The organism is Dethiosulfovibrio russensis (assembly GCF_021568855.1).
GTDB classification, from domain to species: Bacteria; Synergistota; Synergistia; order Synergistales; family Dethiosulfovibrionaceae; genus Dethiosulfovibrio; species Dethiosulfovibrio russensis.
In genome coordinates, this window is sequence record NZ_JAKGUG010000003.1 from 179,822 (window position 1) to 192,493 (window position 12,672).

At 53.3% G+C, this 12,672-nt stretch carries 13 protein-coding genes; all 13 read left to right on the top strand.

Going from position 1 to position 12,672, the window contains the following annotated elements; translation table 11 throughout:
* Positions 1-81 precede the first annotated feature (81 nt).
* The 13 genes from L2W48_RS04300 (at position 82) to L2W48_RS04360 (ending at position 12,660) form a co-directional block, all read left to right on the top strand.
* Positions 82-1,551, top strand: coding sequence for an excinuclease ABC subunit UvrC (locus L2W48_RS04300; protein WP_236098800.1), 1,470 nt, complete (start codon positions 82-84; stop codon positions 1,549-1,551).
* Positions 1,535-2,605, top strand: coding sequence for a bifunctional diaminohydroxyphosphoribosylaminopyrimidine deaminase/5-amino-6-(5-phosphoribosylamino)uracil reductase RibD (ribD, locus tag L2W48_RS04305; protein ID WP_236098801.1), 1,071 nt, complete (start codon positions 1,535-1,537; stop codon positions 2,603-2,605). Before L2W48_RS04300 ends, ribD begins: the two co-directional genes overlap by 17 nt.
* Entirely contained in the window at positions 2,578-3,231 is a 654-nt protein-coding gene (locus L2W48_RS04310; protein WP_236098802.1) for a riboflavin synthase, read from the top strand. Before ribD ends, L2W48_RS04310 begins: the two co-directional genes overlap by 28 nt.
* On the top strand, positions 3,225-4,475 hold the full coding sequence (locus tag L2W48_RS04315) for a bifunctional 3,4-dihydroxy-2-butanone-4-phosphate synthase/GTP cyclohydrolase II (protein ID WP_268906434.1): 1,251 nt from the start codon (positions 3,225-3,227) through the stop codon (positions 4,473-4,475). The genes L2W48_RS04310 and L2W48_RS04315 overlap by 7 nt, the downstream gene beginning before the upstream one ends.
* A gap of 13 nt (positions 4,476-4,488) precedes the next feature.
* Positions 4,489-4,968: a 6,7-dimethyl-8-ribityllumazine synthase gene (gene ribH, locus L2W48_RS04320; RefSeq protein WP_236098803.1), complete on the top strand. Its 480-nt coding sequence runs from the start codon at positions 4,489-4,491 to the stop codon at positions 4,966-4,968.
* Positions 4,969-4,973: 5 nt separating this feature from the next.
* Positions 4,974-6,251, top strand: a complete 1,278-nt coding sequence (gene serS / locus L2W48_RS04325; RefSeq protein ID WP_236098804.1) for a serine--tRNA ligase — start codon at positions 4,974-4,976, stop codon at positions 6,249-6,251.
* A gap of 247 nt (positions 6,252-6,498) precedes the next feature.
* On the top strand, positions 6,499-8,121 hold the full coding sequence (locus L2W48_RS04330) for a WecB/TagA/CpsF family glycosyltransferase (protein WP_236098805.1): 1,623 nt from the start codon (positions 6,499-6,501) through the stop codon (positions 8,119-8,121).
* On the top strand, positions 8,102-8,578 hold the full coding sequence (locus tag L2W48_RS04335) for a CBS domain-containing protein (protein ID WP_236098806.1): 477 nt from the start codon (positions 8,102-8,104) through the stop codon (positions 8,576-8,578). Before L2W48_RS04330 ends, L2W48_RS04335 begins: the two co-directional genes overlap by 20 nt.
* 64 nt (positions 8,579-8,642) lie before the next feature.
* Positions 8,643-8,927: a hypothetical protein gene (locus L2W48_RS04340; protein WP_236098807.1), complete on the top strand. Its 285-nt coding sequence runs from the start codon at positions 8,643-8,645 to the stop codon at positions 8,925-8,927.
* Entirely contained in the window at positions 8,924-10,840 is a 1,917-nt protein-coding gene (locus tag L2W48_RS04345) for a V-type ATP synthase subunit I (RefSeq protein ID WP_236098808.1), read from the top strand. Before L2W48_RS04340 ends, L2W48_RS04345 begins: the two co-directional genes overlap by 4 nt.
* Positions 10,825-11,043: an ATP synthase subunit C-like protein gene (locus L2W48_RS04350; RefSeq protein WP_236098809.1), complete on the top strand. Its 219-nt coding sequence runs from the start codon at positions 10,825-10,827 to the stop codon at positions 11,041-11,043. The genes L2W48_RS04345 and L2W48_RS04350 overlap by 16 nt, the downstream gene beginning before the upstream one ends.
* On the top strand, positions 11,043-11,672 hold the full coding sequence (locus tag L2W48_RS04355) for a V-type ATP synthase subunit E (protein ID WP_236098810.1): 630 nt from the start codon (positions 11,043-11,045) through the stop codon (positions 11,670-11,672). The genes L2W48_RS04350 and L2W48_RS04355 overlap by 1 nt, the downstream gene beginning before the upstream one ends.
* Positions 11,620-12,660, top strand: a complete 1,041-nt coding sequence (locus tag L2W48_RS04360; RefSeq protein ID WP_236098811.1) for a V-type ATPase subunit — start codon at positions 11,620-11,622, stop codon at positions 12,658-12,660. The genes L2W48_RS04355 and L2W48_RS04360 overlap by 53 nt, the downstream gene beginning before the upstream one ends.
* The last annotated feature ends 12 nt before the right edge of the window (positions 12,661-12,672 follow it).

Sequence of the window (12,672 nt, forward strand, 5' to 3'; positions counted from 1 at the left end):
GGAACTGGATTTCCAGATACATACTGATTATACTGTTCCTCTAATATTTTGCCACTTTTTCACCTATGTTCGGAGGTAGCCATGACGGATCGACTGGAACGTCTCAAAAAATTGGTACGAACCTTTCCCAACAGGCCGGGGGTCTATCTCATGCACGACTCCGACGGAGAGATTATATATGTGGGCAAGGCTAAATCGCTTAAGAAGAGGGTCTCGTCCTACTTCCGCCATGCTTCCGGCTACGCTTCTCCCAGGCTCAGAAAACTGGTGGCCTCCATAGAGGATATCTCCACCATAAGGACCGAGACCGAGGCTGAGGCACTGATAGTGGAGTCCCGTCTGATAAAGAAAATAATGCCCTTTTTCAACGTAGATCTCAAGATGAACGAACGGTATCCATACGTACACGTCACAGACGACGATTTCCCCAGGCTGGAGGTAACTCTCCGTAAGGGCGAGGGGCTCCATATAGGCCCCTATGTAAGCGCCGGAGAGCTTCGAAGAGTGCTGAGGCTGATCGAGAGGTATTTCCCCCTCAGGACCTGCAGACACGATTTTTCCAAGGTTCATCTGACTCGCCCCTGCCTGAGGCACTCTCTGGGAAAGTGTTTAGCTCCCTGCGTGGGCTTCTGTTCCAAAGGAGAATACGGCGACGTCCTAGACGACGTGGTACTGTTGCTTCGTGGACAGACTCTGGAGGTGACCGATAGGCTCAGAAAGAGGATGGACAGGAGGGCCAGAGAGATGAGGTTCGAGGAGGCGGCGAGGCTCAGGGATACCCTGAGGGCCCTGTGGCGTTTCTCCAGACAGAAGGTGTCGGCCACCCTGTCCGCCGATCTGGACGAGGATACCTGGCAGGTACTTTGCGATCTTCAGGGAATCGTCGGTTTGCCCACCGTCCCATGGCGTATCGACGGTTTCGACATATCCCATTCGTCGGGACACGAGACCTACGGGGTGGTAGTGGTCTTCGAACAGGGGCTCCCCAATCCATCCCTCTACAGACGCTTCGGCATAAGGGAGGTCCAGGGCATAGACGATTTCAGGTCAATGAAGGAGACCGTGACCAGGAGATACAGAAAATGTCTCGAGGGAGAGGCGCCTCTTCCTCAGCTCATACTGATAGACGGAGGTCCCGAACAGCTTCGCTTCGCCTACGAGGCCCTGTCGGAGCTGGGGCTTTCGATTCCGGTGATATCTCTAGCGAAGAGGGAGGAGCTCGTCTTTACCCTGGATTCGGAGGAGCCTATCGAACTGGAGAGAAACGACCCTGTCTTGAGGTTGCTCCAGAGGGTGAGGGACGAGTCCCATCGCTACGCCATAACGACCCACAGAGGGAAGAGACAGGAAAGGCTGAGACGCTCCGCCCTAGAGGAGATTCCCGGAATAGGTAAGCGTAGGGCAGCCGCCCTTCTTGCTCGATTCGGAAGCGTCCAGCAGATTGCCAGGCTCGGAGAATCCGCTCTTATGGAGGTCCCCGGAATAGGGGAATCCCACGCCAGGAATATATTGAGACATCTCGGAGGTCTCGACGATGAAAAGCAGGGTTGAAGACGTCACCTATATGAGGAGAGCCCTCAGCTTGGCCATGAGAGGGACCGGCTACACGTCCCCTAACCCCATGGTCGGATGCGTCATAGCGAGGGACGGCGAGATACTGGGGGAAGGGTACCACCGTCGTTGCGGAGCCCTTCACGCGGAGAGGGAGGCGTTGATGTCCGCAGCTGAAGGGGTAGCGGGGGCCACTGCCTACGTGACGCTTGAGCCCTGTTCCCATCACGGCAAGACTCCACCCTGTGCTCCCGCCCTGGTGGAGGCCGGCATAGCGAGGTGTGTCGTGGCGACGGTAGACCCGGACCCCAGGGTTTCTGGGCGGGGTATCGAGATACTTCGTTCCGCCGGGGTGGATGTGTCCGTCGGAGTTTTGGAGGAAGAGTGTCGATGGCTCAACAGAGGGTTTATCAAAGGAGCCCTCGCCGGTTTGCCCTGGGTGACGGTAAAGGCCGCCATCAGTCTGGACGGCGATATGTCCCTCCCGGACGGGAAAAGCAAGTGGATAACCAACGGCACCTCCAGGGTAAAGGCTCATCTGCTCAGGTCCGAATCGGATGCGGTCATGGTCGGCAGGGGCACGGTAACCGCGGACGACCCCGCCTTGACAGTGAGGGATGCTCCAGGAAGGTCGCCTATTCCCGTCGTGATCGGAGGGGTCGATGAAAATCGGCGTGTCTTTCTGGACGATAGATGTATAATCTATACAAAACGATTCGCAGGGCTAAAGGGAGAGAGAGTGATCCCAGAAAAGAACGGACAGGTCGATCTGGAGACGGTCCTGAGAGATCTCTACGGATCTGGAGTCAGGAGACTACTGGTGGAGGGCGGAGGGCGTATCATATCGTCCCTTCTGAATGACGGTCTCGTCGATGAGGTCTCCTTGTTCGTCGCCCCCAAGATTATGGGGCAGGGGCAGACGATGACGCCCGGCATGATTTTGTCCTCGATGGAGGAGTCGATGAATTTATCTCTGATCTCGTGCAGAGGTCAGGATGGAGATCTATGGCTGGAGGGGGTTTTCCCTTGTTCACGGGACTTATTGAAACGGTAGGAACGGTTCGTTCCATCGGGAGGAGAGACGGGGTCTTCGTGATCTCAGTCGACGCCGGTTCCATGGCGGATACGCTCTTTCGAGGAGAGTCCATCGCGGTCTCCGGTGCCTGTCTGACCGTAAGGTCGTCCGGAGGGGGGCGATTCGAGGCAGACGTGACCGAGGAGACCATGAAGAGAACTCGATTTCTCTCTCTCAGGCCCGGAGACAGGGTGAACCTGGAGAGGGCTCTCAGGCTGGACAGCGGTCTGGACGGGCATATAGTGACGGGGCATGTGGATGGAACGGCGATATTGAGGTCTTTCGTCCGTTCTGGCGGTTCGTCCGAGATGATCTTCGAGATTCCGTCGGAACTGGAGAGATACGTCGTCCACAAGGGGTCCATCGCATTGGACGGCATCAGCCTGACGATAGCGTCTTTGGACGGTCCTCTGGTCTCCGTGGCGGTGATACCGACCACCCTGAGCGATACCAATCTGTCCAACCTATCTATAGGGGGCGTTGTTAACCTGGAGGTCGACGTGTTAGGACGTTACGTCGAGCGCCTTCTGGGTTTGAAGGTAGAGGAGAGCTCCCCCCGTGGGGGGGGATTGAGCATTGAACGACTTGACGAAATCGGATGGTGACGGCTGTGAGTTCGAATAAAGACATTTTCGCTTCCATCGAGGAAGCCATAGAGGATATATCTAAAGGTAGGATGGTCGTCGTCGTGGACGACGAGGACAGGGAAAACGAGGGCGATCTAGTGATGGCAGCCGAATGTGCCACCGCCGAGTCGGTAAACTTCATGATCCGCTACGCCAGAGGTCTGGTCTGCGTACCAATAACGGAAGAGCAGGCCTCCCAGGTCGGTCTGGAGCCGATGGTGAGGGATGGAAGCGACCGTCACGGTACGGCTTTCACCGTCAGCGTGGATCTTCGAGAAGGAACGACCACCGGCATATCGGCGGAGGAAAGGGCCATGACGGCCAGGGCCTTGGCCAATCCCGAGACAGTGCCTTCCGATCTGATGAGACCGGGGCATATATTCCCTCTCGTAGGAAGAAACGGGGGGGTACTTAAAAGGTCGGGACACACCGAAGCGGCGGTGGACCTGGCGAGGTTGGCCGGAATGAGTCCCGCCGGGATGATATGCGAGATCATAAAAGACGACGGATCCATGGCAAGGCTGACCGACCTCGGTGAATTTTGCCGCGAACACGGTCTCAAGCTGATCTCGATAAGGGATCTCATAAGATACAGGACAGAGAGGACCGTTTTGGTGGAGAAGGTAGCAGAGATAGTCCTTCCCACCGAGTACGGCGATTTCAAGGCCCATGCCTACAGGAGTCTTTTAGAGGACGTGCCGGACAAGCTTCACATAGCCTTGGTGAAGGGCGATCTCGCTGGAGAAGATCCCGTTCTGGTAAGGGTCCACTCCGAGTGCATGACGGGAGACGTCTTCGGATCCCTACGATGCGACTGCGGTCCTCAGCTTCACGCCGCCCTTCGTGCGGTGGAAAAGGAAGGCAGAGGGGTTGTGCTGTATATGCGTCAGGAAGGCAGGGGGATCGGCTTATTGGAAAAGCTGAAGGCCTACCGTCTCCAGGAGGAGGGGATGGATACGGTGGACGCCAACGTCGCCCTTGGTCATAAACCGGATCTCCGGGATTACGGACTGGGCGCCCAGATACTTAAGGACCTCGGGCTTTCCAGTATCAGGCTTATGACCAACAATCCCCTCAAGGTCGTGGGGTTGGAGGGATACGGTCTGACCATAGAGGAACGGGTTCCGGTGATAATAGAGCCGAACGAACATAACCGCAGATATCTGGCTACCAAGGAAGCCCGCATGGGGCACGTCCTTCACCTTAAGGATATTTTGAACTGAGAGGAGCTGCGTCATGAAGATATATCAGGGAAAACTCGTGGCCGAAGGCGGACGTTACGCCGTCATCGTATCGCGATTCAACGAACTAATATCGTCCAAGTTACTGGAAGGGACTAAGGATGCCCTTTTTCGCCACGGGGTCAAGGTCAACGACGTGGAGGTGTTCTGGGTTCCCGGAGCCTGGGAGATCCCTCTTGTCGCCAAGGAACTGGCTCTGTTGGGCAAGTTCGATGCCGTCATAGCTTTGGGGGCGGTCATAAGGGGTGACACCCCCCATTTCGAATACGTGTCCTCGGAGGTCTCCAAGGGGCTGGCCAATATAGGGTTGGATCAGAGGACTCCGATCAGTTTCGGCGTCCTGACCTGCGACAATCTGGAGCAGGCGCTTCTAAGGGCCGGAAGCAAGGCCGGCAACAAAGGGGCTGAGGCGGCGATCGCGGCTTTGGAGATGGTGAATCTACTCAAGGAGATAAGGATAACCCGGGAGGGATAAGAGATATGCTCGATATAAAATACGTCAGAGATCACATGGACGAGGTCAGAGAGTTTCTGAAAGCCCGTAATCACGATTTCAACCCCGATTCGATTTTGGAGCTCGACGCCAGAAGAAGAGAGCTCATATCCGAGGTGGAGGAGCTGAAGGCGGAGAGAAACGCCGGGTCGAAGAAGGTCGGAGCGGCCAAAGCTAAAGGCGAGGATCCAACGGCTATCATGGAGAGGATGAAGGCCATAGGGGAGGAGATCAAGGCTCTGGACCAAAAGGTGGCCGAGGTCGACGCCGGTTTGGACGATCTCATGCTTCAGGTTCCCAACAGGCCCCACGATTCGGTGCCGATAGGAGTGGACGAGGACGATAACGTGGAGATCAGGAAATGGGGAGAGCCCCGCGAATTCGACTTCGAGCCTCTTCCACATTGGGATCTCGGTGAAAATCTGGGGATACTGGATTTTAAGCGAGGGGTCAATTTGGCCCAGAGTCGTTTTACCGTCATGGCCGGGCCCGGTGCGAGGTTGGAGAGGGCTCTTCTGAACTTTATGCTCGATCTTCACGTGGACCGTCACGGGTATAAGGAGATAAACCCTCCCTTTATGGTTAACTCTGCTGCCATGACCGGAACAGGTCAGTTGCCGAAGTTCGCCGACGATCTCTATCGGATCGCCGACGACGACCTATGGCTGATCCCGACAGCGGAGGTTCCTCTGACCAATCTTCACGGCGGAGAGATCATGGAGGAGTCGGATCTGCCCCTTTACTACACCGCGTACACCCCCTGTTTCAGAAAAGAGGCGGGAAGCCACGGCAGAGACGTTAGAGGGATAATGAGACAGCACCAGTTCGAAAAAGTGGAGATGGTGAAGCTCTCCACCCCGGAGAACAGCTACGAAGAGTTGGAGAAACTGACCTCCAACGCTGAAGAGGTCCTTCAGCTGTTGAAGCTGCCTTACAGGGTCATCACCCTCTGTACCGGAGATATGGGGTTCGGGGCTTCCAAGACCTACGACATCGAGGTATGGTTGCCCTCTCAGGGACGCTACAGGGAGATCAGCTCCTGCAGTAACTGCGAGGATTTTCAGGCTCGCCGAATGAACACCAGATACAGACCCTCCGAAGGAGGAAAACCGAGATTCGTCCATACCTTGAACGGATCGGGAATCGCTATAGGCCGGGCTCTTATAGCGGTAATGGAAAACTATCAGCGTACCGACGGATCCATAGAGATCCCGGAAGTCCTTGTCCAATATATGGGCGGGCTTAAAGAAATTACTAATAGATGATCTTATAGGAAAAACGCCGGCTTCTGGCCGGCGTTTTTCCTGGAAAATAGCTGGGTCCGCTGGTACAATAGAAACGATGTTATATAGAGCGGTACTCCAAAGGGAGTATCCTTGAAGGGAGCCTTTTTTCGTCGTGATACATTATCTTTCCTCCTCGACTGCTTTTGTCCTATCCTCCCTGGTGCTCGTGTCGTTCATGTTGCAGAGACTCTACCGGAGGACTTTATCGAAAGAACGTTATTTTTATATGAGAGATCTGACTCTGGTGGGAGTCTGGATGCTGTTTGCCCTTTGGACCGGAGACAGCGAAATTCGTGCCGTCGTAGGTATGGCGTTGTTGGGTTCTATAGTCGGAATGGTGCAGCACACTTCTCCGAACAAGAAACTCTCTTGGCTTTTCGTAGTGGTCGGCTTTTTTTTCGCCCTGGTAGGTCCTAGAATCTCATTCGTAGGCATGCCGGGAGGGCAATATCTTTATCTTTCCTCTTATTCCTCGATTCTGATGACAGCCCTTTGGGTGACGGTTTTCCCTCTTTTGTTTCAGAGATTGGATGCTATCCCTGGGTTGGCCGGACACCTTCTCGGGGTAAGTTTCTCCTTGACCTTGCTGATATCCTCGATTTCGGGGCAACAGGTAGGAGACGCTTTTCTCATGTCTATTGCGGGGGTCTCTTTCGTCGCGGTCTTCTGGAGTAGACTGGGCCATAACTATCGCCAACTTGGGAAGCCTCTTTCCTCGTTTTGGGGTATGTTGGTGGCGGGGGCCTCTCTGGTCGGGGTGACCAAGGGTGTGACCTTCACCACGTTGATGGTGATACCGATGGGGCTCTACGCTCTTCCGATGATGGAGCTATCCCTGTATTTGGTCAGCCATGCCGTCCCTCTGGGTAAATGGGGCAACGTGTCCATCTATCACAGGATGATGGACAGAGGGGTGGATCATCCCGGTGCGGTCAAGTTCGTCACGTTCCTCTGTCTTTTGATCGGTACGGTAGTATCCTTCGTGCAGATAGGCATAAACGATACCACCAGGCCGGCCTTTTTATCCCTTTTGGCTGTGTCTATAGCAGTAGTGGTCTCCTGCCTCAAAGGTTCGCAAGGCAGGGCTAGAACCGGTCTTTGGGGAATCCGGGTCGATGGAATGTCAATGAATTACGCTCTTTCCAAAGTAAGGGGAAGGTTCTTGTCCGGGGCTCCGTCTGCCATGATAGTGACGGCTAACGCTCTGTCTTTTTATAGGGCTAAAAAAGACCCTCTGTACAGGGAAATTGCGGATTCAGCCTGGCTTACCCTGCCTGACGGTGCCGGATTGGTCTGGGCTCTTAAGTTCTTGGGCGTTCCGGTGGTCGAGCGGGTGGCCGGCATCGATTTTATGCATGGATTATGCCGTCTTGCCGCAGTGGAGAGATGGCCTATCTATCTGCTGGGAAGTAAGCCCGATGTCGTATCCTCTGCCGCCGTCGAGCTGGAGCGACTTTATCCCGGTTTAAAAGTCGTAGGCTATCGTGACGGTTATTTCGACGATTTGGAGGATCAAGATATCCTGCAGGGCATTCGGAGTTCGGGGGCTAAGCTCCTCTTTACTGCCTTGGGTGTACCTAAACAGGAGGCCTGGTTGAACCGTTATCTTCCCGAGATGGACGGTGTCGTCGGTGTCGGAGTCGGAGGAAGTTTCGACGTGATATCCGGAAGGCTTAGAAGGGCTCCTCTTTTGTGGCAAAAATGTGGTCTGGAATGGCTGTATAGACTTATTCAGGAACCCTGGCGTTTGCGCCAGGATGTCGATTTGGTGTTGTTCGTATTCTCCGTTCTATTGGAGAAGATAGGGTTCTCCGGCTGGAGGGGAAAAGATGAAAACCATCGTAGCTGAAGACATTATGAGCCGAGATCTCACGGCGGTGATGTCTCAAGACCGCGTTTTCGACGCCATCCACGTCCTGTACTCTCATGGGTTGTCCGGTCTTCCCGTTATAGACGACGATTGGAGGTTGGTCGGATATCTGTCCGAGTCGGATATTCTGAAGCCAACCATTCCGACCTACCTCGAGATATTGGCTCAAAGTACGTTTTTTGGAAACGAGGAGAACCTGCTTTTTCAGCGTTTTGGCGCCATGAAGAACGATCTGGTTAAGGATTTTATGCAGAAAGACCCCGTTTTCGTCTCTCCCGATACGAGCATAATGACCGTTGCGGATATGATGCTCAGAAAGAAATTCAAACGTCTTCCCGTTACCGAGGAAGGCAAGTTGATAGGGATAATCGATAGAGGTGCTTTTTGCGAGTTTCTGATGGAAGGCGGTATAGAGGGTGTCTCGCCGGAAATATAACCCCGTCGACTCCCTCTCTTCGGCTCCATGGTCCGTCGAAAACGATCGACTTGAGCAAAGCAGGATGGAGTTGGCGACTGAACTGGCCCAAAAGGAGAAAGAGATAGAGAGCGAACTGGACAAGGCCAAGTCTAGGTTGAAGGAGATGTCGGAGCGAACCATAGAGTTGTTAGGGGAGGAGTTCGCTGCCATGGAGGCCGATGTCTTGGATGAGGAAAGACGGGGCCGGGCCGAAAACTTCGAAGTCCTTGAGAGATTGAGGCAAGATCTCTCCCTTTGCAGGGTGGAGGATATCGTGGATAAGGCCTTTTCCCTGATCGCTTTTCCCGAAAAGGAGGATTGCTCTTGATCCGTAAGATGATCCGAGTCGCCATATGGGGGTTGACCTCAAGGCAGAGAGAGATCGTCTCTTTTCTTCACGATCAGGGAGTTTTGCACGTGGAGCATGGAGAGGCCGCCAGGATAACCGATGAGGAAGCCGACTCTCTGCGTCTCCTCCGGAGTAAATTATTGGGTATGATCGAATCCCTTGAATGGGATAGTTGGAAAGAAATAAGGGACGAGGATCTAGACGACCTCGGCCGGAATTTGACCTTGCCTTTTTCTCAGATGATAGAGGAAACGAACGAAAGTCTGGACCATTTCAAAAAGGAGTTATCCAGCCTTCTGGAACAGAGGGAGGAAGCTCGACGTCTTGGGAATAAACTTAAGGGAGCCAGCCATATATCTGTGCATTTCAGATCCTTCGTGCAGTCAGAAAACGAGGAGAACAGAGATGTGTCGATATGGTGGCTTCGAAAGGAGCAGGTTCCTGAGATCCTATCAGAGATACAATCCCTCCTCATATCCGACCATAGTGGAAGGGGCCCTGTCCCCGAGCTGCATCATCATGTCTTTCATATAAGAGAAAAAGAGAGCCTTTTGGCCGTGGGGGTCCCTCTGGAGTATAGGGGGCCGGTCAATCTATTCCTGGAATCGGAGGGCTTCGTTTCCTGGACCCCTACGGGATGTGAGCCCGGTATGGGGTTGCTCCGATGTATGGAGTACATGGACGAAAAGTTGAACGAGAGTCCAAAGGCCTGCGATCATATAGAGGAAACTCTCTCCGGTGTTAGGGTTCAGTGGGGAAGTCGTCTAGGAGCTTTGTTCATATTGATAGACGAGAGACTCGAGCAGCTAGTCGTCGAACAAAGGGGAAAGGATATGGGAGAGGCCTTCATGTTGGAGGGCTGGCTTCCCGAGGACGAGCGAGATCCCCTATGTGAAAAGCTGAAAAAAGTCTTCGGTGATGACGTCATGGTTCGTTGGCGATATCCTACCTCCGATGAATGGCAGGTGGTACCCACTGCTATATCGAATCCAACCTTGTTCAAGCCTTTCGAGATATTTTTGAAGCTGGTCTCACCTCCGAGCTATAGAGGTACCGATCCTACTGTGATGATAGGAATATTCTTCCCCTTCTTTGCAGGATGTATCATAGGGGATGCCGGTTATGGGGTTGTTTTAGCGTCTTTGGCCTGGTGGCTCAGAAAGAGGACAAACCATCCTATGGTAGCCGACGGGGCATTCGTTTTGCTGACTATGGCCTTTTGGAGCGTTATCTGGGGTGTCATCTACGGAGAATATTTTGGAGACGTAGCTCACCGTATTTTCGGTATAGAGCCCTTGGTAGTAGAGAGGTCTCATGCGGTTGTTCCCGTTCTGGCTTTCACAGTGGCCTTGGGGCTGGCCCATATATTGTTGGGATTGGCGTTGGGCGTGATAGAGGGGATCAAGAACAGATCTCACCACCTGTGGATGGAGCGTGGAGGGAATATAGTGATAATTCTCTCCATGATCGGGGCTTTATGTGCCACTAAAGGGGTTATACCACAGAGTTTCTTCTCCGTCTCTATGATAGTCTTGGCGATCGGCCTGATATTGTTGATAGCTGGAGGCGGAGTTGGAGGGCTTGTCGAATCTATGAGCTCTTTCGGCAGCATCCTCAGCTATGTGAGGATAGGTGCGATCGGTCTTTCCTCGGCCATATTGGCCATGGTTGCGTCCAAGTTCGTCGATGTGTTGGGTGTTTCCTTTTTAGGGATTTTTATCGCTTTAGCGATACATCTGTTAAATTTCGTTTTGGCGACGGCCGAGTCGGGGCTGCATTCCGCCAGACTACACTACGTAGAGTTTATGGGCACCTTTTACAGTGGCGGGGACACCGAATATCGTCCTTTCGCAAAGAAAAGAAGGAGGAGTTTCAATTGGAAAAAGCGATGATTGCCCTGGCTGCTGCTCTGGCGGTTGGACTGCCTGCACTTGCTACCGCGATTGCTCAGGCTAAAATAGGAAGTGCCGCTGCCAGCACTATAGCGGAAAAGCCGGAGACCGCGGGGACGATGATAATTTTGGAGGCGATTCCCGAAACGATGGTTATATTGGGATTCGTCGTGGCTATAATGCTCATCCTTCAATTTGCGTGATGACCGTCTCCGATAGATCCGATCTGGAGGATTTTCTCTCTTCTATCCGTAAAGAAGGGGAGGAACGCCTGGAGAAAAGGAGATCGGAGATAGAGGATCGCATCGCCGATATGATAGCTCTTCGCAGGCAAGAGGTCGAATCCCTGATGAAGGATATGAGGGAGGAGCAGCGAAGAAAGATCGATGGCATGAGGCGAGAATCCAGGCTGAAGCTAAGGGGAGAGATGCAGAGAGCCGTCGAGGATATCCAGAGAGAGCTTGCGGAAAAGGTAAGAATAGCTCTTGAGAAACGACTGGATTCATTGACGGTATCCGAGGGTGACTATCTAGCCTCGGTGGAAGCTTTGACCGATGAGGCTTTGTCCGTTTTGGGAGAGGACGCCTCTTTCTCGGTATCTCCCTCTTTGGTGGATTGCCTTTCCCGCGACGGTCGCGTTCCGTCACCTCTCGACGAGGACGATTGGGGTGGCTGTGTGGCAGTCGACACAGAAGGAGGGGCCGTAGTTGACAACACCTTCAGATCCAGGCTCGATAAGGTCTTCCAAAGGGCAATCGGAGAGTTGGCTGTCCGGTTTGATGAGGTCATGGAAAGACACCCTGACGTTCGGGGACGACTACGGCTATCTTAACGCGAGGCTTGGAGGAGAATGGGGGTATTTCTACCCTTATTCCTTTTTTTACGGTATGGCGGACAAAAATTTGGAAGAGCTGGAACAGATCTTCCTTTCGAGCCCTTATTCATCCCACTATCGTAAGGAGTTAGCCACCTCGGAGACGTCGGTTTTAGAGCGCATAAAGAGATCTATGGCGGCAGGATCGGCGGAGAAATTTCGTAAGATGAAAAACTGGTCTCCCGAAGAGGGGAAGATCTTGATGCCGATAATATCCATAAGGGCCGATATATACAACGGCAGAGCTCTGATAAGAAAGTATCACAGCGATAGAGCTCCTGTTACAGCGCCTAAATGGCATGATTACGGTTTTCTAGGCGGAGATTTTTTTGACGAGATATGGAGAGAGGGGAATCACGTAGCGGAGGCTATCGAGCTGTGTTACCGTCTAGGTTCTCCTGCGGCCTTAGCCTTGTCCGAGGCATTGGACGTGCTCCAATCGTCGGGAAACCTCGCTATGGCGGAGAGAAATTATCTAAAGGGATTGCTCTCCATATGTTACGGATCCCTCAAAAGAAAAAACGATAATTACGCTTTGGTCGAAGATTACCTTGGTCGGACGGTGGATCTTTGGAATCTCCTCATATGGTTCAGGAGAAACAGCGGAGATTCGGCTTTCCCTGTAGAGTATCTCGACGGTGGAGCTTTTTTCCCCGTGAATCGTCTCGAGGAAAGCAAGACTATAAAATCCCTGTTGCGGCACACCCCTTGGATGGAGGCTTCCATCTCGGAGGAAGACAGACATTCCGAGGTCGGGCGAATCTTACAGGATAAATTCTTCAGGTGGCAGATATCCCAGAGAAGAAAGAGTTTTATGGGTATCGGAGTTGCCATGGCCTATATGGCTCGCCAGATAGTGGAGTGGCGAAACATGGAACTGTTGGCCGTGGGCTTGGCCGCAGAGCTTTCGCCGGAGAGGATTCGTACCCTCCTGTGGAAAATTTAGAGGAGGCCTGCC

Bases quoted from the DNA above. Each gene is read 5' to 3' on its own strand.
- L2W48_RS04335 (WP_236098806.1), top strand. From the start codon at position 8,102: ATGAAAACCATCGTAGCTGAAGACATTATGAGCCGAGATCTCACGGCG.
- L2W48_RS04340 (WP_236098807.1), top strand. From the start codon at position 8,643: ATGGAGTTGGCGACTGAACTGGCCCAAAAGGAGAAAGAGATAGAGAGC.
- L2W48_RS04330 (WP_236098805.1), top strand. From the start codon at position 6,499: ATGAGAGATCTGACTCTGGTGGGAGTCTGGATGCTGTTTGCCCTTTGG.
- serS (WP_236098804.1), top strand. From the start codon at position 4,974: ATGCTCGATATAAAATACGTCAGAGATCACATGGACGAGGTCAGAGAG.
- L2W48_RS04315 (WP_268906434.1), top strand. From the start codon at position 3,225: ATGGTGACGGCTGTGAGTTCGAATAAAGACATTTTCGCTTCCATCGAG.
- L2W48_RS04355 (WP_236098810.1), top strand. From the start codon at position 11,043: ATGACCGTCTCCGATAGATCCGATCTGGAGGATTTTCTCTCTTCTATC.
- L2W48_RS04300 (WP_236098800.1), top strand. From the start codon at position 82: ATGACGGATCGACTGGAACGTCTCAAAAAATTGGTACGAACCTTTCCC.
- ribD (WP_236098801.1), top strand. From the start codon at position 1,535: ATGAAAAGCAGGGTTGAAGACGTCACCTATATGAGGAGAGCCCTCAGC.
- ribH (WP_236098803.1), top strand. From the start codon at position 4,489: ATGAAGATATATCAGGGAAAACTCGTGGCCGAAGGCGGACGTTACGCC.
- L2W48_RS04360 (WP_236098811.1), top strand. From the start codon at position 11,620: ATGAGGTCATGGAAAGACACCCTGACGTTCGGGGACGACTACGGCTAT.